We start from the raw sequence: 21,396 nt of genomic DNA on the forward strand, positions 1-21,396 counted from the left end.
GGGAGCGACGGGTGGGCGGCGTCAGGCCGCTTGCGCGTAGCGCCGCTACGCGTCTGCGCGACCTTCCTTGCCCACCCGCCGCTCCGGGCGATCACGTCGACCTCCTGATTGAGTTTGGACCCTAGGAAAGGACGGGACGCGCCCGTCAGTTTGCGCCCTTATACCCCTTCAACTCGTCGCCGATGATCTGGACGACGTGCAGCACGTTGGTCGATCCCGGCACGCCGAACGGGACGCCGGCGCACACGACGATGCGGTCGCCGCCCTTCGCCAGGTTGTGGCGCAAAGCCATGCGCTTGGCCTTGGCGACCATTTCCTCGAACGACTCGACATCGCGGGTGTGGACGGCGTGCGCGCCCCAGAGCAGGCCGAGGCGACGGGCGGTTTCGTGCTTTGGGGTCAGCACCATGATCGGCACCGAGGGGCGTTCGCGCGCAATACGGCGCGCGGTTGAGCCCGACATGGTGAAGCACAGGATCGCGCTCGCCGATACCGTCGCGGCGATCGTCTTTGCCGCCTCGGCCAGTGCGTCGGCGGTGGTTGGATCGGGACGCATGACGGTGAAATGGACGCGGTCGCCGTGCGCGGGGTCGCGCTCCACCGCATCCGCGATGGCGTTCATCATGCTGACCGATTCGATCGGCCACTGGCCTGCGGCGCTTTCCGCCGACAGCATGATCGCGTCGGCCCCGTCATAAACCGCGGTAGCGACGTCGGACACCTCCGCGCGCGTCGGCGAGGGCGAGGTAATCATCGATTCGAGCATCTGCGTCGCGACCACCACCGGGCGGCCCAGGCGGCGCGCGGTCTCGACGATGCGCTTCTGCATCGGCGGCACCGATTGCGGCGGCAGTTCGACGCCGAGATCGCCGCGCGCGACCATCACGCCGTCGCACGCCTCGACGATCTCATCCAGCCGCGCGACGGCGGAGGGCTTTTCGATCTTGGCAAGCAGCGCCGCCTTGCCGCCGATCAGCTTGCGCGCCTCGGCCAGATCCTCGGGCCGCTGGACGAAGCTGAGCGCGATCCAATCGACATTCTGTTCCACCGCGAACGCCAGGTCGCTGCGGTCCTTTTCGGTGAGCGCGGCCATCGGCAACACCACGTCGGGGACGTTGAGCCCTTTCGAATTGGACAGCGCGCCGCCGACCTCGACCACCGTTTCGATGCGGTCGTCCGAGTGATCCGTCACGCGTAGCACCAGCTTGCCGTCGTCGAGCAGCAACCGCGCGTCGCGGGCGATCGCGGCGAAAATCTCGCGGTGGGGCAATTCGACGCGCGTGGCGTCGCCGGGCGTCGGGTCGCGGTCGAGGGTGAAGGTCGATCCGGTTTCCAGCATCGTGCGCCCGCCTTCGAACTTGCCGACGCGCAGCTTCGGTCCCTGAAGATCGGCGAGGATCGTCGTCGGCCGACCATATTTCTTTTCAAGGCTGCGGATCGCCTGGATCAGCGGCACCTTCGATTCCTGGTCGCCGTGGCTCATATTGACGCGGAAGGCGTCGGCGCCGGCGTCGAACAGTGCCGCGATCATCTCCGGCGTCGAGCTGGCGGGGCCGAGAGTGGCGAGAACGCGGACCTTGCGGGTACGGGGCTGGATCGATTTGGTCATGGGTAGCGTTCCGCCTTCTTGTGCGGTCGCTGGTCTAACCGCTATTTGCGACGGATCAACCGGAAGGAGCCAAGAAAATGGCCGAACTCGACGAATTGGACGATGCCGTGGCCGCCGCCGCCTTCCGGCGATTGGTCAGACACCTTCGTCACCGTAGCGATGCGCAGAACATCGACCTGATGGGGCTGGCGGGCTTCTGCCGCAATTGCCTGGCCGACTGGGTCGAGGAACCGTCAGCCGGGACCGATCACCCGCTCGACAAGCACGCGGCGCGGACGCTGATCCACGGGATGCCGCCGGAGGAATGGAAAGCGCGGCACCAATCGCCCGCGACCGACGAGCAATTGCGGCGGATGGCGGAAAGCGTCGCCCGCAATGCGCGCGAGGATGCGCTGGACGAAAGGCTGGAGGAGAGCGTTCCGGCGAGCGATCCGCCCGCGATGACCGATCCGGCGCGGTGAGGTTGGGTTAGACCTGACATTGCGTAGCGGTCTCGCTTTTCGGCTCGATTGCCAGTTGTGCGCTCGATAGCCGAATTGCGCAGCAGCGTGCCTTGATATGAGGCGGTTGTAGACGGAACGAATTCGCTATCTTGCGTTCGTAAAATATTCTACTGTTCTTTCATCGTCAGCTTATCGCTACTTGCGTGTATTGAGCGCTGACGACTGAGAGACTTGGCAACATGCTCCCGCTTATCCATCGGACGGAGCTTTGCCATGACCGATCTCGATTATCTCCGACTTCGCCAGGCCAATTCCGAAGAGAGCGCTCGCAGGTCTGCCTGTAGCGATGCGGCCAATGTGCATCGCATTTTTGCCCGCAATTACGCCCGGCGAGTCCAGCTAGGACTGTTGGACGAGCATTTATCGCTCGATTGACAGTCAGGGGGCCATCCGGTGCGGAACAGCGACCCGCTCCGCACCGGATGAGTTCAGTTCAAATGCGACCAAGGGCGTGTTGCTTTGTTTAGCCTTCACGACTGACCCTCAGGTTCACGCGGCGGGGTGTCGGCGAATCTTCTGTCCCCGTTATCCGCACCGCACCCGTTCGAAATTCTCCCCGCGCGTCGTGACGATCAACCGGTCGCCGTCGTCGAGACGCAGTGTCTGGGTGGCAGTCCATTCCAAGCCTTCGCCTTCGTAAGCCGAGGTGACCGCGATCGTGTCGGCATCGCGGCGGGTGACGCGGGTGGGGATGCCCAGGCTTTCGTGGAAGCGCAGTTCGCGGGGGGAAATGGTCAGGCCTTCGATGCTGCTTGCCGGGTTGCGGCACGCGGCGCGGTCTTTGTCCCAGCGACCGACATAGGCGGCGGGGATGCGCGGGGCGTCTGCGGTTTCCTCGGGCGCGGGTTCGCCTGGGGGTGGGGCGGAGGCGGGACGCGCGCAGCCGTTTGCAACGCGCCGGCCAGCGATCGCGATCGCTCCGGTAAGGGGGTAGCGTGCGCCTGACATGTCGTCTTCGCACGCCGTTCCGCTGATGGTTACGATAACCTCGCCCCGGTCATCGCGGGCCACAAAGCGCCGCCCGTCCGGGGTGGGCGTGCGTGTCACGATCCGCATCGCCCGGTCGCCTTCGCCGACGGCGCGGAGCAGGAGCGCCTCTCCTTTGGTCTCGGCAGAGATGAAAGGCTCATTGGTCGCGACGAAATATTCATTGTCTTCGGTCGGCTGCCGCCACGGTTCCGGCAATGCTGCGGGAACTTCGTTCGCGATATTGTCTGTGCTCGTCGCATTGGACTGCGCCTGTTCGTCCTGCGATGAATTGCAGGCTGCCAGCGGCAGGGCAAGCAACAGGATAATACGCATACGACCTCTCCCTATTTTTTAGGTCGAGGAAACGGTGACGGGGATTGTTCCGTTCCCCTTCCACTTCCGTCCTTCCCGCGAAGGCGGGAATCCATACGCGCTGACATGGGTTATGGATTCCCGCCTGCGCGGGAATGACGGATTCGGTTGGGGGCTTCCCCTCAATGCAGTTTGGCGATCTTCAGTCCGTCCTGCTTGGCGCGGTCCTTTACCGATTCCTCGCTGCGGTTGAGCGCCTTGGCGATGGCGCGCACGGCCATGCCCTTGGCGGCCAAGCGATGGAGTTTCTGCAACTCGTCGGGCTTCCACGGCTGGCGGTGGCGTTCGAACTTGTCGGCCATCAGGCGTCCTTCGGGATCGGTTGGGCGTCCAGGATTTCGATCGCGTCGGGCTTGCCGTTGAAGGCGACCGTCTCGCCCACCACGGCCTCGAGCATCGCCTGGGCAAGCGGGGCGGTGAAGGTGATGCGGCCGGCCTCGGGATCGGCTTCGTCCGCGCCGACGAGATCGAGCGTGCGGGTCTGACCGTTCAGGCGAAAGGTGACGCGGGTGCCGAACGCGACCTCGCCGGGGGCGGGAATTTGGGCGATCTGAGCGCTGGTCTCGCGCGTCTGCCAATAGCGCAGGTCGCGCTTCGCCGCCGCACGCGTGTCGTCATCGGGCGCGGCATCGACCGCGGCGGTGAACTGCGCCACCCGCTCGCGCATCATTGCGAGGCCCCGTTCGGTCACCAGATTGGGGCCGGGGGGCAGCGGCAGTTCGAACCGGGGTTCCTTGTGTTCCTCGTCGCTTTCGCGGCGGAAGGCGACGCTCATGATGCTCTCTCCATGCGCGCCAAGATGGGCGTTGGCGCGCAAATGTTCCAGTCGCGTTCAGGCAGCCATGATACAAGACGCGCGATGAAACGGGTGGGTCGAACCTTGCCGCGCGAACGCGTGGTCGCTGCGATCGCGGTGACGGCTATTCACGCGCTGATCGCGCTGGTGCTGGTGCAGGGGCTGGCCGTGCGGTTCGATGCGCCCGAGCAGGCGTCGCTGGCCGCGTTCGACCTGAGCGTGCCCCCGCCGCCCGCCGAAATCCCGCCTGCACCCGAACCCGCCGCCGATCCGCGCGACGAAGGGGCTGCCGCGCCGCCGGCGCTGGAGGCGGTGGCGACGCCGGTGGTGGCGCCGCCGGTCCGGATGCCGCAGCCGACGCCGGTGGTCGCCGCGCCGGTCGCTGGGGTGGGCGCGGAAGGCTCGGCCGGGGCGGCGCCGGTGCCCGGACCGGGGACGGGCGGCGGCGGAGTCGGCACCGGCACCGGCAGCGGGCGCGGGGGTGACGGACAGGGCAGCGGGGGCGGCGGCGTGCGCGCGGAAAAGACCAGCGGTGCGATTGTCGATCGCGACTATCCCCGCGCGGCGCGGCGGGCGCGGGCGCAAGGGAGCGTGACCGCGCGCTTTACCGTCGGCACCGATGGCCGGGCGCGGGGATGCACGGTGACGGGTTCGAGCGGCAATGCCGAGTTGGATGCGACGACGTGCCGGTTGATCGAGGGGCGGTTCCGCTATCGCCCGGCGCGCGGGGCCGATGGTCAGCCGGTCGCGGAAGTGCGCGGATGGCGGCAGGACTGGTGGCTGGAGCGGCGGGAGTAAGGGCGGGCTCGATGTGCGTCATCCCAGCTTTCGCTGGGATGACGCATTTGGAACCCATCCACCGTTCGTTTCGAGCGAAGTCGAGAAACGCCGGGCTGGCGTGTGGTTCACGTTTCTCGACTTCGCTCGAAACGAACGGTGTGAAGGCTTTCAGAGTTCGATCATGAGGCAAGCGCAACTGAGTCGAGTTCTTGGCGCGCCGAACAAATCCACCCCCACTCGCCAATCCGTGCTGCATCTGTTAACGGCCTTTCGCATCATGCTCAACCTGAACGACATCACGGTGCGCCTGGGCGGGCGTGTCATCCTCGACCGCGCGACGGCTTCGCTGCCGCCGGGAAGTCGTGTCGGGCTGATCGGGCGCAACGGCGCGGGCAAATCGACGCTGGTGCGGGTGATCGCGGGAATGCTGGAGCCGGACACCGGCGAGGCGACGATGCCGCGCGGCGCGAGGATCGGCTATATCGCGCAGGAAGCGCCGTCGGGCACCGCGACGCCGTTCGACACGGTGCTTGCCGCCGATACCGAGCGTGCGGCGCTGATGATCGAGAGCGAGACGTGCGAAGACCCCGACCGGCTGGGCGACGTCTATGAGCGGTTGATCGCGATCGACGCTTACACCGCGCCCGCGCGCGCCGCACAGATCCTGCTGGGGCTGGGTTTCGACGAGGACATGCAGGCGCAGCCGCTCGACAGTTTTTCGGGCGGGTGGAAGATGCGCGTGGCGCTCGCGGCCTTGCTGTTCTCGCAGCCCGATCTGCTGCTGCTCGACGAACCGTCGAACCATCTCGACCTCGAAGCCGTCATGTGGCTCGAGGATTTCCTGCGCGGGTACAAGGCGACGATCGTCGTCGTCAGCCATGAACGCGATTTCCTGAACAATGTCGTCGACCACATCCTGCATCTGCAGGGCGGCAAGGTGACGCTTTATCCCGGCGGCTACGATTCGTTCGAAAAGCAGCGCGCCGAACGCATGGCGCAGCTGGCCGCGGCCAAGGCCAATCAGGACGCGCAGCGCGCCAAGTTGCAGGATTATGTCGCACGCAATTCCGCCCGCGCATCGACCGCGAAGCAGGCGCAAAGCCGCATCAAACTGCTCGCCAAGATGCAGCCGATCGCAGAGATGGCGAACGATCCTACGCTGTCGTTCGGCTTTCCAAATCCGAGCGAACTCCGCCCGCCGCTCATCACCCTCGACCTCGCCAGCGTCGGTTATGGCGAGGTGCCGATCCTCAAGCGGCTGAACCTGCGGCTCGACCCTGACGACCGCATCGCGCTGCTGGGCCGGAACGGCAACGGCAAGACGACGCTCGCGCGGCTGCTGGCGGCGCAGCTGACTCCGATGGACGGGGCAATGAACGCGTCGGCCAAGATGAAGGTCGGCTATTTCACCCAGTATCAGGTCGAGGAACTCGATACCGAGGACACGCCGTTGGAGCACATGACGCACAGCATGAAGGGCGCGACCCCCGCCGCCGTGCGCGCGCAACTGGGGCGATTCGGTTTTTCGGGCGACAAGGCGACGACCAGGGTGGGCAAGCTGTCGGGCGGCGAGCGCGCGCGCCTCGCGCTGGCGCTCATCACCCGCGACGCACCGCACCTGCTGATCCTCGACGAGCCGACCAACCATCTCGACGTCGATGCGCGCGAGGCGCTGGTCCAGGCGCTGAACGATTATTCGGGGGCGGTGATTCTGGTCAGCCACGATCGCCACATGGTCGAACTCACCGCCGACCGGCTGGTGCTGGTCGATGACGGCACCGCACGCGAATATGACGGCAGCCTCGACGATTATATCGCGATGATCCTGAAGGGCGATGCGGGCAAGTCCGACGGGCTGTCCAAGGCCGATCGCAAGGCCGAGAAGAAGGCGGCGGCGGAAGCGCGCGAGAAACAGGCCGAACTGCGCAAGGACGCGAAGGATGCCGAGAGCGAGATCGCGAAGCTGACCGCGCGGCGCAAGGCGCTGGACGAGGCGATGTTCGCGCCCGATCAGGCGAAAGGCGACCTTGCGAAGCTGACCATGACCGAGCTGATGAAGCAGCGCGCCGAGGTTGCCGATCGGCTCGATACGCTGGAAGCCAAATGGCTGGAGATCAGCGAAGTGCTGGAGAAGGTCGCCGCCTGACGCCATCCGGCCATCGCGGCTTTAGACCGTCTGGTCGGTAAGGGCTGTCCTGCCGCGCACAAATGCGCCTGTTTCCACTCCCTTGGCGGCACGTTTCGGGTGCGAAAGCGTTTGCCCGCTCGATACGAACAAGGGAGTGGTGCAGGACATGACTTCGAAAAACGCGGTTATCCTGCTCGCTGGCGCGTTGGCGCTGGCTGGCTGCAATTCCGGTACTGACGGCAATGAAAGCGCCAATGCGGTGCTGGATCCGACGACACCGGGCGGCGTGACCGCCAGCGCGGGCGCGGCGAACTTGTGGAATGGCGGACAGGCCAAGCCGATGGACGCGCAGGTCGCACACCCCAACGGCGTCGTGCTTCAGGTGACCTCGCTGCAATCGCGCCAGACCGATACCGCGGTCGGAATCCGCGTTATCAACGGGCGCGACCGGGAAATCGACCTCAACCGCTTTCCGAACAATCGCAACGGATTCCTGCTGCTCGAAAGCGGCGAGCGGCTGTTCCTGTCGCCGCCGCCCAGCAATGCGCGGCTGACCGTGCCTGCGGGCCAGACGTTCGAGGGCGAACTGGTGTTCCTGGGTCGCCTGCCCCAGGTTCGCACCGGCGTCATGGTGCTGAATGACCAGTCATCGGGCGACAACCAATATACGACCAACCCCGGCTTCCGCATCGACCTGCCGCTGACCGAGGGCGCGCAGTGAAGCGCGCGGGCTGGGCGGCTGTCGCTGCCATCGCGCTGACGGCCTGCGACGGCGGTATGGCGGGGATCGGCGGCGGCGATGGCGCGGCGGTCGATGCCCAGATCGCGCACGAAAGCGGCGTCGTGCTCCAGGTGCTGTCGGTGCGGGCATCGGGCGAGCGTGCGGTGGTCGGCATCCGAGTGATCAACGGGCGGGACCGCGAAATCGAACTCGATGCGCTGACCGACAGGAGCTACATCGTCACCGACAGCGGCGAGAAGCTGATGCTGGTGCCGTCGACGACCAACCCCGACCTGGCGGTGCAGCCGGGGCGGATGATGGACGGCGAACTGGTGTTCGCAGGCGCGCTGCCGTCGTCGGGCAACGCGACGATGATCCTGAACGAGCATGATTCGGGCGGGCAATATACCCGCAACCCGAGGCTGGAAGTCACGCTGCCGCTGGCCGGATCGCGCGGCGGCTCGATCCCAGAGGCGTCGGCGCTGTCGAACATGCAGGCCGCGCCGACCGGGCGCTTCGGTGCGGCGACCGGCGGCGGATCGCAGTTCGGCGCGGCGGGGCAGGCGACCAGCAGCCTGAGCGCGGTGCAGGAACTGCGCTCCGAACTGGGTGCGGTCGACACCGATCGCGGGACATTGGTTTCGCTGCCGGGCGACGTGACCTTCGATTTCGACAAGGCGACGATCCAGGCAGGCGCGCAACCCACGCTCGACCGGCTGGTGCAGCTGATCGCGGCGAGTGGCGAGGGGAAGATCGCCATCGAGGGTCATACCGATGCGCGCGGTGACGATGCGTATAACAAGCGGCTGTCCGAACAGCGCGCCGAAGCGGTAAAGGCCTATCTGGTCGAAAAGGGCATCGATGCCGCGCGGCTGAACACGATCGGGCTGGGCGAGATGCGTCCGGTCGCGCCCAACGCCAATAGTGACGGTTCGGACGACGAGGCCGGGCGCCAGCGCAACCGGCGGGTCGAGGTGATTCTGCCGAAGCAGGCGGCGGCAGGGTCAACCGCGCCCTAGGGTCCAAACTCAATCAGGAGGTCGACGTGATCGCCGGGAGCGGCGGGTGGGCAAGGAAGGTCGCGTAGACGCGTAGCGGCGCTACGCGCAAGCGGCCTGACGCCGCCCACCCGTCGCTCCGGGCGACCGCTTTGCGGCGGGCCGATTTCGGCGCCAGGCAGCGTTGCTCGTCGGGCACGATGTTCAAGCATCGCGCCTTCCTCGCGCCTTGCCTGACACCAAAATCGGCTTCGTCACGTCGATCTCCTGATTGAGTTTGGACCCTAAGTCGAGCGGGTGCAGGCTCTGCCGGTTGCAAGCTAGGGTCAGGACCCATTAACGGCGCGGTCGTGACGGTGGCGGAAAAATGGGCTGGCAGGGCGCGCGTGCGGCAGATCGCAACGCTATGTGGCAATCGCGCAACGCCGTCAGGCCGCTTTCCCGCCCCGCCCCTTCGGAGTGTCGCCATGCAGGTCCGTGGCGGCGTCAAACCCCCTCGACGGGGCAATGCCCTCCTTGCCACGAACCCGCAGGGCGACATCACGATCCGCGACGTTAGTGGGTCCTGACCCTAGAGGTTCCGCCTCGGACAGAAGCGCTGGGTGGCCTTGCGCGGCCGGTTGAAGCGGAACTGGGCGACCGGTTGGGTCTGCGTGACTTTCACGACACGGCGCTGGGCGCGGGCGCGATGCCGGTTTCGGTGCTGGAGGCGCTGATGGATCGATGGGCAGCGGGGCGCAAGGCATGAGTTGAGGTTATGGCTGACGGTGTCATCGCGGTGGCGCCGTTAGCATTTTGGTAGCGCGGCCATCGGTAGAATTCCTCCCATGAGTGCAGCGTTTGCGATTCAAGTCGATCCCGCCCGCGATCTGGTGCGGATCGAAATGCACGGGCTGTTCGAGCCGGAGGATATTCACCGGTTCCTGCGCGAACGCACGGTCGCGCATCGCCGCCTGACGTGCGGGCCGAACCGGCATCGGACGCTCACCGATCTGCGCAACATGAAAATCCAGCCGCAGCAAAGCGTGGTGGCGTTCCGCGAAATGCTTGCCGATCCGGTCCATCGTTCGCACAAGCTGGCGTTCGTCGCCGCGCCGACGCTGGCGCGCAGCCAGTTGATGCGCGCGCTAAACGGCCGGGAGGCGAAATGCTTCGAGGATGTCGAGTCGGCGGAAACCTGGCTGTTCGCCGATGGGCTGGACGATGTAACGCGAATCAAGCGTTCGGCGTAACGAGTTGCGATGGCTATTGACTACAGATGTAGTCGAATCTAGCTTCCTCCCTTCGATTGAGGGAGGAAGGGTATGCGAACGTCGCCAAGCCATCGGGTCTGTCTGACAAGTCTGGCGCTGCTGGCGCTGATGGGCACGCCGGCACGTGCCATGCAGGACGAACCGCGCGGATGCGCCACGATTGCGGGCATCACGACGCAGGTCGGGCAGTGTGCGGACGCTCCTCACGGCGTCGTGCTGGCGGCAACCGCGGATCGCGCCGCCGCGCTCGCGGCGCTGGCGGCGGAAGGCGAGGTGCGCTTTGCCCGCCATTTTGACCGCACGCCCCCGCCTTATGCCGTGATTGAGGGCGACGGCACGCTCGACCCTGCGATCGGCGATGCGCTGGCGGCGGCGGGCTATGTCTGGCGGATGCCGTGGCTGTCGCCCGCTTTCTTTGCCGAACGGATCAACGAATCGCTTCGTCGCGTGGTGGAAACACGCGCACAGGCGCAGGGGCTGGCGCCCGACGCCGCAGAGCGGATGGTTGCTGCTGCATTGGCTCAAAATGCGTCACGCTTCTCGCCCGAAGCGGTTGTGCAGCGGGAACGGGGCGTCGTCCCCCACGAATTGGGACATGGCTGGCTCATGCGCGGTTGGTGGCCCGATGCACCGCCGCAACCGGAAGGCGCGCCGCGTCGATACGGGGGTCCCGGACCGGACTGGATGGACGAACTGGCGGCGGTGCTGATGGAGGACGAGGCAACGGCGCGCAATCGGCGCGACGATTTCGACCGACGTCTGACGACCGGGTCGGCGACGCGGGATCGCCTGCTCGATCTGAAAACCTATTTGACGATGGCGCACCCTGCGCTGGCAGCGATTGCGACGTCTTCGTCGCCAGAGGCCAAGCGGACCGCAAGCATCATGGTGCTTGGCGCAGAAGAGTCTCGGTTTGCCGCCGACCAAGGCATATTGTTCTATCTCCAGTCGAGGCTGTTCGCCGATTATCTGATCGAGCGCGCCGGGCCGTCGCGGGCGTTCGTGACGGCGGCCGACACGTTCGCGGCCGGGGGCACGACCGCCGACTGGCTGGCGCGGCATGGTGCGTCGCTGGGCATCGCCACCGATATCGATACGCTGCAATCGGATTGGCAGGCATGGGTGGCGGCACGCGGCGCTTCGAAGAGCGACGCGTGACGGGTGACGGGAGCACGATTTGGGGTTAGCATCGCGGCCATGTTGAACCGCATCCAACACTATGCCGAGTTCTGGCCCCATTATCTGCGCGAGCATTCGCGGGCGGAGACGCGCAACCTTCATTATGCCGGAACCGCGCTGACCTTCGTGTTTCTGGGGCTCGCGATCCTGTCGGGCGGGTGGTGGTGGCTGGCGGTGCCGCTTGCCGGATATGGTTTCGCCTGGTTCGCGCATTTCCGAGTGGAGAAGAACCGCCCCGCGACCTTCACCCACCCGCTCTGGTCGCTGGTCAGCGATTACCGCATGTTTTTCCTGTGGCTGACCGGGCGGCTGGGACCGCATCTGAAGGCAGCCGGGGTGCGATCTTGAACTGATCTTATCCCGGTCTTTCCGTTCGTTTCGAGCGAAGTCGAGAAACGCTTTCACTGCGCCCGCAACACGTTTCTCGACTTCGCTCGAAACGAACGGGGAAGGGCGTTCACAACAAGCGATTGTAACGATCGAAACCAACCTTGCTTGCCCCGGCTGCGCAGTCGCGCCATCTAGTCGGGCATGACCACCGCCAACACCACGCTCGACCTGATCGGCAACACCCCGCTCGTGCGCCTGAACGGGCCGAGCGAGGCGACCGGATGCGATATTTTCGGCAAATGCGAATATGCCAATCCGGGCGCGAGCGTGAAGGATCGCGCGGCGCTGTTCATCGTCCAGGACGCCGAGGAACGCGGGGCGATCCGGCCGGGCGGGACGATCGTCGAGGGGACGGCGGGCAATACCGGCATCGGGCTGGCGCTGGTCGCCAATGCCAAGGGCTACAAGACGATCATCGTCATGCCCGAGACGCAGAGCCGCGAAAAGATGGACACGCTGCGAGCGCTGGGCGCCGAACTGGTGCTGGTTCCCGCCGCGCCCTATTCGAACCCCGGCCATTTCGTCCACACCAGCCGCCGCATCGCCGAGGAGACGGAAAATGCGGTCTGGGCCAACCAGTTCGACAATATCGCCAACCGACGCGCGCACATCGTCGGCACGGCGCGCGAAATCTGGGAGCAGATGGAGGGCCGAATCGATGGCTTTACCTGCGCGGTCGGTACCGGCGGGACGCTGGCTGGCGTCGGCCTCGGCCTCAAGGAATTCGACGAATCTGTCACCATCGCATTGAGTGACCCGCATGGCGCTGCGCTCTACGAATATTACGCGCATGGCGAGTTGAAGGCCGAGGGCAATTCGGTGGCCGAAGGCATCGGGCAGGGGCGGATCACCGCCAATCTGGAAGGCGCGCCGATCGACACCCAATACCGGATTTCGGACGAGGAGGGGCTGGAATGGACCCGCCGCCTGCTCGACGAAGAGGGTCTGTGCCTGGGGCTGTCGTCGGGGATCAACGTCGCGGGCGCGGTGCGGCTGGCGCGCGATTTGGGGCCGGGCAAGCGCGTGGCGACGATCCTGTGCGATACCGGTTTCCGCTATCTGTCGACGCTCTACAACGATGATTGGCTTGCCGAAAAGGGCTTGCCGGCCCGCGGCTGAGTCGCGCTTGACGGCAAAACTGGACAGTTTTCAATTCCGGTGTTACCCGGATGCCACGCTTATGCAGTCGGGTTCGCACGATAGCACGCAGGCGATGCAACGCATCCGCGTGGGCATGACGGGATTGGCGGCGGTGGTGCTGTTGATCGGTGTCGGAAGTGCCATCTATACATCGGCCTCGAACGAGGAACCGGTGACCGCCATCGGTGCGCCACGCCCCAATGTGGTCGCTGACCTGACCGCTGCACCCTCCGCATCGACGACCGCGCCCAAGACCGAGGAGCCGCTGGCGGAACTGGGCGTATCGCCCAGCACGGCGAACACCGCTGCGCCTGCGACCGAAATCACACCGGTTCCGGTTCCCGCTCAATAATACAGGGTGCCCGCGCGGCACCTTTCCCGGATGCGACCTTATCGAAACAATAAAGGGCCGACGGTTTGCTCCGCCGACCCTTCTTTAACGTGAATACGTTCTGGCCCCGGTCAGGCCTTGCAGTTGAGCGTCGATCCGCCGCGAGTCACGCTGACCTGCTGCGCATTGCCTTCGATCGTGATGTCACCGTTGGTGTAGGGCTGGCCAGCGGCTTCGGCGCGAAGCTGGGTCGGCGCGTCGCCCTCCTCGGCCCGGAAATTGACGAGTTCGTCACCCTGGAAGAAATCGACATAGATCAGGCTGTTGTCGCCACAGCGCAGCGTCGTGCGGGCGACGATTGCGGGCGGCAGTTCGACCGCAGGCGCATTCGCGATCTGCGACGCGAGCGGATCGGGCGCGCGGCCGTCGAGCACTTCGGGTTCGTTGGAGCCGCAAGCGGCAAGCGACAGCATCGCCGTCGCGGCGAAAATCGAAAGGGAGGTTTTGTGCATAGCGGGTGGCTGCTTCGCGCACGCGAAGGGAATCGTCAAGAGCCCCGTTGACGCTGCGTTATTTTTCTGTTGCGGCGCGAAAAAGGCTTCGATGTTTCAGTATGGGTTCAGCCCCCTTTCGCTGGCGCTTGCGCGTGCCCGGCTTTTGCGCCTTACTCCAACCGAAAAAGGGGCAGGATCACATGACGACAGGGACGGGGACGCGCTGTTCGCGCTTGAAAATGGCGCTGTTCGTGGGGGCAGGGGTTGCGATGGGGACTCTGCTTGCGGGCGCGACTCGGGGCCAGACGCCGCCGCCGTCCGCTGCCGCGACAACGACGGTCAGCTACATCCATGCCGGACAGCTGCTCGACCGGCCGGGCGAGCGCCCGCGTGGCGCTTCCACCATCATCGTCCGCGACGACCGCGTGGTCGAGATTCGCGACGGCCATGTCGCGCCCGAAGGCGGGGCGATGCTGGTCGACCTCTCCGACAAGTTCGTGCTGCCCGGCCTGATCGACCTGCACGTCCATCTCTGGGGCTTTCGCGGCGAACCGCTCCAGCGGCGCGCGACGGCGATGAGCCGCGAGGATGTCGACGACCTTATTTACGCCACCGGCAATGCGCGCGACACGCTGATGGCCGGGTTCACCACGGTCCGTGACCTGGGCGGACACGCGAGGGGCATGCGGGCGCTGCGCGACGGGATCGCGCGCGGCGACGTTGTCGGGCCCACGATCGTTCAGGCCGGGAACGGCATTTCGGTAACCGGCGGGCATGGCGACGGCACCAACGGTCTGCGCGCCGATATCGCCGATATGGTCCACCAGCATCAGATCAATACCTGTGACGGGGTCGAGGATTGCAGGCGCGCGGTGCGCCAACAGGTCGGACTCGGCGCTCAGGTCATCAAGTTCATGGCGACGGGCGGCGTGCTGTCGAACGTCTCGGGCGGGCTTGGCCGTGCGATGGAGCCCGACGAGATGAAGGCGATCATCGACACCGCGCACGGGCTGGGCCGCAAGGTCGCGGCGCACAGCCATGCGGCGGAGGGCACGCGCGCAGCGGTGGAGGCAGGCGTCGACACGATCGACCACGGCACGTTCCTGGATGCGGCGACGATCAACGCGATGAAGGCGAAGGGGACATGGCTGGTCCCGACCATGCTCGCCCCGCGCGCGGCACTGGCGCAGGCGCGGGCAGGGCAATTGCCCCCGGCGACCATTCCCAAGGCCGAGGAAGCCGCCGCCGCCGCGCTCGAAAGCCACCGGCGCGCGATCGCGAGCGGCGTGAAGATCGCGTTCGGGACCGATGCCGGGGTGTCGCCCCATGGCGAGAATGCGCAGGAATTCGCGCTGATGGTCGAGGCAGGGATGACGCCCGCGCGCGCGATCCGCGCCGCGACCGTCGATGCCGCCGACGCGCTGGGCATGAGCGAGTCGCTGGGCGTCATCGCCCCGGGCCGCGCGGCGGACATCATCGCGGTGACCGGCAGCCCGCTCGACGATGTCCGGCGGCTCGAACGCGTCGATTTCGTCATGCGCCACGGGGTTGTCCACAAGGGCGTGCGATAAACCGCGCGACATGCGGTTGCGAAAGGCGCGCGGCTTGCCCTAGACGCGCGCCTCAACGCTATTCATTTGGAGTTTTCGCATGAGCGAGATTGTCGCCGCCGACCAGTTGCGCCTGTTGATCGAGCGTATCGAGCGGTTGGAAGAAGAAAAGAAGGGCATCGCCGACGACATCAAGGACGTGTACGGCGAAGCCAAGGCAACCGGTTTCGACACCAAGACGATGCGCACCATCATCCGCCTGCGGAAGATGGAAAAGCATCATCGCGAAGAAGCCGAAATGCTGCTCGAAACCTACAAGGCCGCGCTCGGCATCGCCTGAGCGTCGCCGCCGACGACGAGAGACTCATGGCAGGCCATTCCAAATTCAAGAACATCATGCACCGCAAGGGTGCCCAGGATAAGAAGCGCTCATCGCTCTTTTCCAAGCTCAGCCGCGAAATCACCGTGGCGGCCAAGATGGGGATGCCCGACCCGGACATGAACCCGCGCCTGCGCGCCGCGATCAACGCGGCCAAGGCGCAGTCGATGCCCAAGGACAATATCCAGCGCGCGGTCGACAAGGCCTCGGGCGGCGATACCGAGAATTACGAGGAAATCCGCTATGAGGGCTTCGGTCCCGGCGGCGTGTCGCTGATCATCGAAACGCTGACCGACAACCGCAACCGCACGGTGACCAACGTCCGCACCGCGATGGCCAAGAATGGCGGCAATCTGGGCGCGCCCAATTCGGTCAGCCACGGGTTCGACCGGATGGGGCTGATCACCTATCCCGCCACCGTCGGCGACGGCGACAAGGTGTTCGAAGCGGCTCTGGAAGCAGGCGCGGAGGATGTATCTTCGTCCGAGGACGGCCATGAAATCTGGACCGCGGTCGAATCGCTGCACGAAGTCGCCAAGGCGCTGGAACCGGTGCTGGGCGAAGCCGAAGGCGCGAAGCTCGCCTGGCGCCCGCAACTGACGGTGTCGGTGGACGAGGGCGATGCCGCGACCCTCTTCAAGCTGATCGACGTGCTCGACGATGACGACGACGTCCAGACGGTGTGGGGCAATTACGATGTGTCCGACGAAGTGATGGAGAAATTGGGGTGAGCAAGCTCCTCCCCCAATCGGGGAGGAATTGTCCGTGATCATCCTCGGCCTCGACCCCGGTCTCGGCACCACCGGCTGGGGCCTGATCCGCGCCGAGGGCAATCGCCTGACCCACATCGCCAATGGGCGGTTGAAGACCGATGCGCAGGCGGCATTGCCCCGCCGTCTCGCGCATCTCGACGCGATGCTGTCCGCGTTGATCGCGGATCATGCGCCCCAGGCGGCGGCGGTCGAGGAAGTGTTCGTCAACGCCAATCCGCAATCGACGCTGAAGCTGGGCCAGGCACGCGGCGTGATCCTGTGCGCGGCGGCACGCACCGGGATCGAGGTTGGCGAATATGCCGCGCGGCTGGTCAAGAAGTCGGTGGTCGGCGTCGGCAATGCCGACAAGACGCAGGTCCATGCGATGGTTGGGCGGCTGTTGCCGGGGGTGAAGATCGACGGGCCGGATGCGGCGGACGCCCTGGCGGTTGCGATCTGCCACGCGCATCATGCGGCGAGTGCGCGGATGGGGATGCGTTGATTTTTTCTCGCCCCCGTTTCCGTTCGTTTCGAGCGAAGTCGAGAAACACGCCACAAGCGATTGACCCACGTTTCTCGACTTCGCTCGAAACGAACGGGTGAGGCTAGGGTCCAAACTCAATCAGGAGATCGACGTGACGGAGCCGATTTTGGTGTCAGGCAAGGCGCGAGGAAGGCGCGATGCTTGAGCATCGTGCCCGACGAGCAACGCTGCCTGGCGCCGAAATCGGCCCGCCGCAAAGCGGTCGCCCGGAGCGACGGGTGGGCGGCGTCAGGCCGCTTGCGCGTAGCGCCGCTACGCGTCTGCGCGACCTTCCTTGCCCATCCGCCGCTCCGGGCGATCACGTCGACCTCCTGATTGAGTTTGGACCCTAGGCAGGCAAAGCCCCTTCCCCCGCCCGGCGCTTTCGTTCTAAGTCCGTTCCATGATCGCGCACCTGAAAGGCATCCTCGCATCCACCGCGTCGGACCATGCGGTGATCGATGTCGGCGGGGTCGGCTATCTGGTCGGCGCATCGGCCAAGACGCTCGATGCGCTGGGGGCCACCGGCGACATCGTGACGATCCACACCGAAATGCTGGTGGCGGAGGATTTCATCCGGCTCGTCGGCTTTGCGAGTGGCGAAGAGCGCGACTGGTTCCGTCTGTTGACCAGCGTTCAGGGCGTCGGGGCGCGGGTGGCGCTGGCGATCCAGTCGGTGCTGTCGCCCGACGAGTTGAACACCGCGGTTGCGCGTCAGGACAAGGCGATGGTCGCGCGCGCCAATGGCGTCGGGCCGAAACTTGCAGAACGCATCGTCCGCGAATTGAAGGACAAGGCGGGCGGGATCGCTTTGGGCGGCGCAAGTCCGGGAGCGACGCCTGCGGGTGGCGCGTCGGCGGATGCGGTGTCTGCGCTGCTCAACCTGGGGTTCAAGCCGGCAGAGGCGAGTGCTGCGGTGGGCGCGGCGAGTGACGAACTGGGCGCAGGCGCGGGGCTCGACGCATTGGTGCGGCTGGCGCTTCGAAAGGCGGCGAAATGATTGCTGCGGTCTATTCGATGAAGGGCGGGGTCGGAAAGACGACGCTGGCGGTCAATCTCGCCTGGGCGAGTGCGACGCTGTCGTCGCGGCGGACCTTGCTGTGGGATCTGGATGGGCAGGGGGCGGCGACCTTCATGCTGGGGCACGATCCAAAGGGTGCTAAGGCGGAGGACGGCATCACCGGCGACCGCGATCCGGCGAAGCTGATCCGCCCAACCGCCTATGACCGGCTCGACCTGCTGCCTGCCGACGAATCGCTGCGCGATCTCGACGTGACCTTTCACGGGCTGGGCAAGCGCAAGCGGCTGGCCAAGATCGCCGAGAGGTTGGCGAAGGATTACGATCGTATCATCATCGACTGCCCGCCAGGCCTGACCGACACGTCGGACCAGATTTTGCGCGCTGCCGATCTGGTGGTCGTCCCCGTCATCCCTGCAGCACTATCACGCCGTGCGCTCGACGTGATCGCCGACCATGTCGCAGGGAAAAAGGGACCGAAGGTGCACCTGGCCCCCGTTTTCTCGATGGTCGACCGCAGACGCGCGTTGCACCGGTCGGAGTTGGAGAAACACCCCGGCTGGCCGGTGATCCCGATGGCCAGCGCCTATGAACGGATGAGCGAGGAACGCGCGCCGGTGGGGGCGCTGATGGGGCGCTCGGCCATGCCGGTCGAGGCGGTCGCGGAGTTGTGGCGGCGGCTGGAGAAGGCGATGGCGCGGTGAAAGTTCGACCCTTCTCTGCAACAGGTTACATTGATGATTCTCTATCAAATGAGCAGTCAAAAGAGGTGATGGCGAACTTCGGTTTAGCCGTTCATGCATCCTGCGTGGTCGAGTACGCGGTATTGAACGCCCTGTTTATGGTCGAAATCTTTCCCCGCATACGATCTTATTCGAATAAAGCAGCCTGGGAGCAGGCTTACGACGAGTTCTACGATGAGGGATTTTCTCAAACTTTTGGAAAATTGGTAAGAAGGTTAAAGTCGTCTGGGAAATTTTCGCCCGATCTTTCGGAAATTCTGGATGCTTGCACCATCGTCAGAAATAATCTTGTGCATCATGTTCAGCGCGATAAAGCCGCGGATATTTTCTCTGCTAGCGGACGTGCCGAACTTATAGAGTTGTATGAAAACTCTGTTAGCTTGTTTGAAGCGGCGAACGACTAAATTGAAACAGAGATAACTGTTCTTCAGGAAGCGATCGGCATGGACATGGAATGGTTTGCAAAAGCCATTGAAGACGGAATGGCTGAGCTTGTCTCTGCCGCTAATCGGTGACCGACACCGACCGCATCATCGCGCCTGTGCGCAAGGCCGAGGATATCGACGCTGCGCTGCGGCCCAAGCAGCTTGACGAATTCGTCGGGCAGCGGGCGGCGCGGGAGAATTTGCGCGTTTTTATCGAGGCAGCGAAGGGCCGGGGCGAGGCGCTGGACCATGTGCTGTTCTTCGGGCCGCCCGGACTGGGAAAGACGACGCTGGCGCAGATCGTCGCGCGCGAAATGGGGGTGGGGTTTCGCGCCACGTCCGGGCCGGTCATCGCCAAGTCGGGCGATCTGGCGGCGTTGCTGACCAATCTCGAGGATGGCGACGTGCTGTTCATCGACGAGATTCACCGGCTTGCCCCTGCGGTCGAGGAGGTGCTGTATCCCGCGATGGAGGACCGCGCGCTTGATCTGATGATCGGCGAGGGGCCATCGGCGCGGTCGGTGCGGATCGATCTGCCGCGCTTTACTTTGGTGGGCGCGACGACGCGGCAGGGGTTGCTGACCACGCCTTTGCGCGACCGGTTCGGGATTCCCATTCGGCTGCAATTCTATTCGGTGGACGAGTTGCGCCGCGTGATCGAGCGCGCGGCGGGATTGCTCGATCTGGCGGTGTCGCCCGATGGGGCTGAGGAGATTGCGCGGCGCGCGCGGGGGACACCGCGGATCGCCGGGCGGCTGCTTCGCCGGGTGCGCGATTTCGCCAATGTCGCGGGGGCAAGGATCGTCGATGCGAAGACGGCGGACGCGGCGCTCAACCGGCTGGAAGTGGATGCGCTGGGGCTGGATGCGATGGACCGGCGGTATCTGACGATGATCGCCGACATCTATCGCGGCGGGCCGGTGGGCGTCGAGACGCTGGCGGCGGGGCTTTCGGAGCCGCGCGATACCGTCGAAGAGGTGATCGAGCCCTATCTGATCCAGATCGGCCTGATCGCGCGGACGGCGCGGGGGCGGTGCCTGAACGGGGCGGCGTGGAAGCATCTGGGGATCGAGCCGCCATCCACCGTGCAGGACGGGCTGTTCGACTGAGGAAAATACGCGGAACGCTACGGAATGCCTTCCTTCCGCCACGACCTATGGGTAGGCGCAGCGGCGATGGATGCGATGGTTGATCTCGACAAACCCCAATCGGGCCGCGTCGCCGATGGCGAGCATCGCTTTCCGCTGCGCGTGTTCTTCGAGGATACCGACCTGTCGGGCATCGTCTATCATGCCAATTACCTGCGCTATATGGAGCGCGCACGCTCCGATTTCCTGCGCGTGCTGGGGGTCGATCAGCGTAGCGCGCATGAGGCTGGCGAGGGCGTCTATGCGGTGCGCGACCTGAATATCCGTTACAACGCTTCCGCGCGGCTCGACGACGAACTGGTCGTCGTCAGCCGCGTGACCAAAATTCGTGCCGCCAGCGTGCTCATTCATCAGAGAGTCATGCGCGGAGATACGATATTGACCGACGCGAACGTGGAGGCGGCCTTCGTCTCCGCATCCGGGCGGCCAACACGACAACCGGCTGCCTGGGTCCAGGCGTTTCAGCCGCTGATCTGGAAGGGGAACTGATCCGCAATGGATTTCATGGTCAATACCGAAGCCGCGACACTGTCGCCGCTCGGGCTGTTTCTTCAGGCCGACTGGGTGGTGAAGGCGGTGATGATCGGCCTGCTCGCGGCCAGCATCTGGACTTGGGCGATCATCGTCAGCTTCTGGCGGCGGCTGGGCGGCGTGAAGAAGTCGATCGTCAAGTTCGAGGATGATTTCAACAAGGCCGACGATGTCGACGCGTTCCACCGGATGCATTCGAACAGCGACCTGGTGATCGCGCGGGTGTTTACCGCAGGCGTTGCCGAATGGCGGCGTTCCACCACGACCAAGCCGATCGACCGCGACGGCGTGCGCGACCGGCTGGCGACCACCATGGGTTCGGCGGTAGCGAACGAGGTCGATAATCTGTCCGACCGGCTGAACGTGCTGGCAACGGTGGGTTCGGTCGCGCCGTTCGTCGGGCTGTTCGGCACCGTATGGGGCATCATGCGCAGCTTTACCGCGATCGCGGCCGAGCAGAATTCGTCGTTGGCGGTCGTGGCACCGGGGCTGGCGGAAGCGTTGTTCGCGACCGCGATCGGCCTGTTTGCGGCGATCCCGGCGGTCATCGCCTACAACCGCTTCGGCCATTCGATCAACCGCATCGAATCCCGTCTCAATCGCTTTGCCGACGGGTTCCATTCGACGCTGAGCCGCCAGCTCGACGTCGCGGGGCGCTAAGCGC

26 protein-coding genes are annotated in these 21,396 nt (G+C 65.3%); 21 read left to right on the plus strand and 5 right to left on the minus strand.

Features of this window, described 5'->3' with window-relative positions; all coding sequences use genetic code 11:
* Nucleotides 1-145: 145 nt before the first annotated feature.
* Nucleotides 146-1,609 (minus strand): pyruvate kinase, encoded by a 1,464-nt coding sequence (gene pyk / locus ACX0GZ_RS12530; protein ID WP_458816937.1) that lies wholly within the window; start codon nucleotides 1,607-1,609, stop codon nucleotides 146-148.
* 77 nt (nucleotides 1,610-1,686) lie between these two features.
* On the opposite strand from pyk, the gene ACX0GZ_RS12535 reads away from it, so the two are divergent.
* Nucleotides 1,687-2,070, plus strand: coding sequence for a DUF1244 domain-containing protein (locus ACX0GZ_RS12535; RefSeq protein ID WP_458816939.1), 384 nt, complete (start codon nucleotides 1,687-1,689; stop codon nucleotides 2,068-2,070).
* A 255-nt stretch (nucleotides 2,071-2,325) separates the two neighbouring features.
* Nucleotides 2,326-2,487, plus strand: a complete 162-nt coding sequence (locus ACX0GZ_RS12540; RefSeq protein WP_458816940.1) for a hypothetical protein — start codon at nucleotides 2,326-2,328, stop codon at nucleotides 2,485-2,487.
* A 150-nt stretch (nucleotides 2,488-2,637) separates the two neighbouring features.
* Here ACX0GZ_RS12540 and ACX0GZ_RS12545 read toward each other — a convergent pair whose 3' ends face one another.
* The 3 genes from ACX0GZ_RS12545 to ACX0GZ_RS12555 all read right to left on the minus strand — a co-directional run bounded on the left by ACX0GZ_RS12545 (nucleotide 2,638) and on the right by ACX0GZ_RS12555 (nucleotide 4,228).
* Entirely contained in the window at nucleotides 2,638-3,414 is a 777-nt protein-coding gene (locus ACX0GZ_RS12545) for a hypothetical protein (protein WP_458816942.1), read from the minus strand.
* 161 nt (nucleotides 3,415-3,575) lie between these two features.
* Nucleotides 3,576-3,755 carry a hypothetical protein gene (locus tag ACX0GZ_RS12550; RefSeq protein ID WP_458816944.1) on the minus strand — a complete coding sequence of 60 codons (180 nt, stop codon included), beginning with the start codon at nucleotides 3,753-3,755 and terminating at the stop codon, nucleotides 3,576-3,578.
* On the minus strand, nucleotides 3,755-4,228 hold the full coding sequence (locus ACX0GZ_RS12555) for a GreA/GreB family elongation factor (protein WP_458816946.1): 474 nt from the start codon (nucleotides 4,226-4,228) through the stop codon (nucleotides 3,755-3,757). Before ACX0GZ_RS12555 ends, ACX0GZ_RS12550 begins: the two co-directional genes overlap by 1 nt.
* Before the next feature lie 12 nt (nucleotides 4,229-4,240).
* On the opposite strand from ACX0GZ_RS12555, the gene ACX0GZ_RS12560 reads away from it, so the two are divergent.
* The 9 genes from ACX0GZ_RS12560 to ACX0GZ_RS12600 all read left to right on the plus strand — a co-directional run bounded on the left by ACX0GZ_RS12560 (nucleotide 4,241) and on the right by ACX0GZ_RS12600 (nucleotide 13,190).
* The gene (locus tag ACX0GZ_RS12560; protein ID WP_458816948.1) at nucleotides 4,241-5,047 is read left to right on the plus strand and encodes a TonB family protein; all 807 of its coding nucleotides are present in this window, start codon (nucleotides 4,241-4,243) and stop codon (nucleotides 5,045-5,047) included.
* 259 nt (nucleotides 5,048-5,306) lie between these two features.
* Nucleotides 5,307-7,175, plus strand: a complete 1,869-nt coding sequence (locus tag ACX0GZ_RS12565; RefSeq protein ID WP_458817125.1) for an ABC-F family ATP-binding cassette domain-containing protein — start codon at nucleotides 5,307-5,309, stop codon at nucleotides 7,173-7,175.
* 148 nt (nucleotides 7,176-7,323) lie between these two features.
* Nucleotides 7,324-7,878, plus strand: coding sequence for a hypothetical protein (locus tag ACX0GZ_RS12570; RefSeq protein WP_458816950.1), 555 nt, complete (start codon nucleotides 7,324-7,326; stop codon nucleotides 7,876-7,878).
* Entirely contained in the window at nucleotides 7,875-8,897 is a 1,023-nt protein-coding gene (locus ACX0GZ_RS12575; RefSeq protein ID WP_458816952.1) for an OmpA family protein, read from the plus strand. Before ACX0GZ_RS12570 ends, ACX0GZ_RS12575 begins: the two co-directional genes overlap by 4 nt.
* A gap of 806 nt (nucleotides 8,898-9,703) precedes the next feature.
* Nucleotides 9,704-10,108: a hypothetical protein gene (locus ACX0GZ_RS12580; RefSeq protein ID WP_458816954.1), complete on the plus strand. Its 405-nt coding sequence runs from the start codon at nucleotides 9,704-9,706 to the stop codon at nucleotides 10,106-10,108.
* A 72-nt stretch (nucleotides 10,109-10,180) separates the two neighbouring features.
* Complete coding sequence (locus ACX0GZ_RS12585; RefSeq protein WP_458816956.1) at nucleotides 10,181-11,287, plus strand: hypothetical protein; 1,107 nt, start codon at nucleotides 10,181-10,183, stop codon at nucleotides 11,285-11,287.
* Between the two features lie 39 nt (nucleotides 11,288-11,326).
* Nucleotides 11,327-11,656, plus strand: coding sequence for an Mpo1-like protein (locus tag ACX0GZ_RS12590; RefSeq protein WP_458816958.1), 330 nt, complete (start codon nucleotides 11,327-11,329; stop codon nucleotides 11,654-11,656).
* Nucleotides 11,657-11,839: 183 nt separating this feature from the next.
* Nucleotides 11,840-12,817, plus strand: coding sequence for a cysteine synthase A (locus tag ACX0GZ_RS12595; RefSeq protein WP_458816960.1), 978 nt, complete (start codon nucleotides 11,840-11,842; stop codon nucleotides 12,815-12,817).
* A 94-nt stretch (nucleotides 12,818-12,911) separates the two neighbouring features.
* Nucleotides 12,912-13,190 (plus strand): hypothetical protein, encoded by a 279-nt coding sequence (locus ACX0GZ_RS12600; RefSeq protein ID WP_458816962.1) that lies wholly within the window; start codon nucleotides 12,912-12,914, stop codon nucleotides 13,188-13,190.
* Between the two features lie 110 nt (nucleotides 13,191-13,300).
* Here the strand turns inward: ACX0GZ_RS12600 and ACX0GZ_RS12605 are convergent, their stop codons facing one another.
* A complete protein-coding gene (locus tag ACX0GZ_RS12605) occupies nucleotides 13,301-13,681 on the minus strand; it encodes a hypothetical protein (RefSeq protein ID WP_458816964.1) in 381 nt (126 codons plus the stop codon).
* 251 nt (nucleotides 13,682-13,932) lie between these two features.
* Here ACX0GZ_RS12605 and ACX0GZ_RS12610 point away from each other — a divergent pair, with 251 nt between their 5' ends.
* The 10 genes from ACX0GZ_RS12610 (at nucleotide 13,933) to tolQ (ending at nucleotide 21,392) form a co-directional block, all read left to right on the plus strand.
* A complete protein-coding gene (locus tag ACX0GZ_RS12610) occupies nucleotides 13,933-15,234 on the plus strand; it encodes a metal-dependent hydrolase family protein (protein ID WP_458816966.1) in 1,302 nt (433 codons plus the stop codon).
* A gap of 79 nt (nucleotides 15,235-15,313) precedes the next feature.
* Nucleotides 15,314-15,553 (plus strand): DUF2312 domain-containing protein, encoded by a 240-nt coding sequence (locus tag ACX0GZ_RS12615; RefSeq protein WP_458816968.1) that lies wholly within the window; start codon nucleotides 15,314-15,316, stop codon nucleotides 15,551-15,553.
* Nucleotides 15,554-15,579: 26 nt separating this feature from the next.
* Nucleotides 15,580-16,323, plus strand: coding sequence for a YebC/PmpR family DNA-binding transcriptional regulator (locus ACX0GZ_RS12620; protein ID WP_458816970.1), 744 nt, complete (start codon nucleotides 15,580-15,582; stop codon nucleotides 16,321-16,323).
* Nucleotides 16,324-16,357: 34 nt separating this feature from the next.
* Nucleotides 16,358-16,846 carry a crossover junction endodeoxyribonuclease RuvC gene (gene ruvC, locus ACX0GZ_RS12625; protein ID WP_458816972.1) on the plus strand — a complete coding sequence of 163 codons (489 nt, stop codon included), beginning with the start codon at nucleotides 16,358-16,360 and terminating at the stop codon, nucleotides 16,844-16,846.
* Nucleotides 16,847-17,270: 424 nt separating this feature from the next.
* Complete coding sequence (gene ruvA / locus ACX0GZ_RS12630) at nucleotides 17,271-17,867, plus strand: Holliday junction branch migration protein RuvA (RefSeq protein ID WP_458816974.1); 597 nt, start codon at nucleotides 17,271-17,273, stop codon at nucleotides 17,865-17,867.
* Complete coding sequence (locus tag ACX0GZ_RS12635) at nucleotides 17,864-18,589, plus strand: ParA family protein (RefSeq protein WP_458816976.1); 726 nt, start codon at nucleotides 17,864-17,866, stop codon at nucleotides 18,587-18,589. Before ruvA ends, ACX0GZ_RS12635 begins: the two co-directional genes overlap by 4 nt.
* Complete coding sequence (locus tag ACX0GZ_RS12640) at nucleotides 18,556-19,032, plus strand: hypothetical protein (RefSeq protein ID WP_458816978.1); 477 nt, start codon at nucleotides 18,556-18,558, stop codon at nucleotides 19,030-19,032. Before ACX0GZ_RS12635 ends, ACX0GZ_RS12640 begins: the two co-directional genes overlap by 34 nt.
* Nucleotides 19,033-19,139: 107 nt before the next feature.
* Nucleotides 19,140-20,162, plus strand: a complete 1,023-nt coding sequence (ruvB, locus tag ACX0GZ_RS12645) for a Holliday junction branch migration DNA helicase RuvB (RefSeq protein WP_458816979.1) — start codon at nucleotides 19,140-19,142, stop codon at nucleotides 20,160-20,162.
* Nucleotides 20,163-20,228: 66 nt separating this feature from the next.
* Complete coding sequence (gene ybgC / locus ACX0GZ_RS12650; protein WP_458816981.1) at nucleotides 20,229-20,690, plus strand: tol-pal system-associated acyl-CoA thioesterase; 462 nt, start codon at nucleotides 20,229-20,231, stop codon at nucleotides 20,688-20,690.
* A gap of 6 nt (nucleotides 20,691-20,696) precedes the next feature.
* Nucleotides 20,697-21,392, plus strand: coding sequence for a protein TolQ (gene tolQ, locus ACX0GZ_RS12655; RefSeq protein WP_458816983.1), 696 nt, complete (start codon nucleotides 20,697-20,699; stop codon nucleotides 21,390-21,392).
* Nucleotides 21,393-21,396 lie beyond the last annotated feature (4 nt).

The organism is Sphingomonas aestuarii, assembly GCF_054457155.1.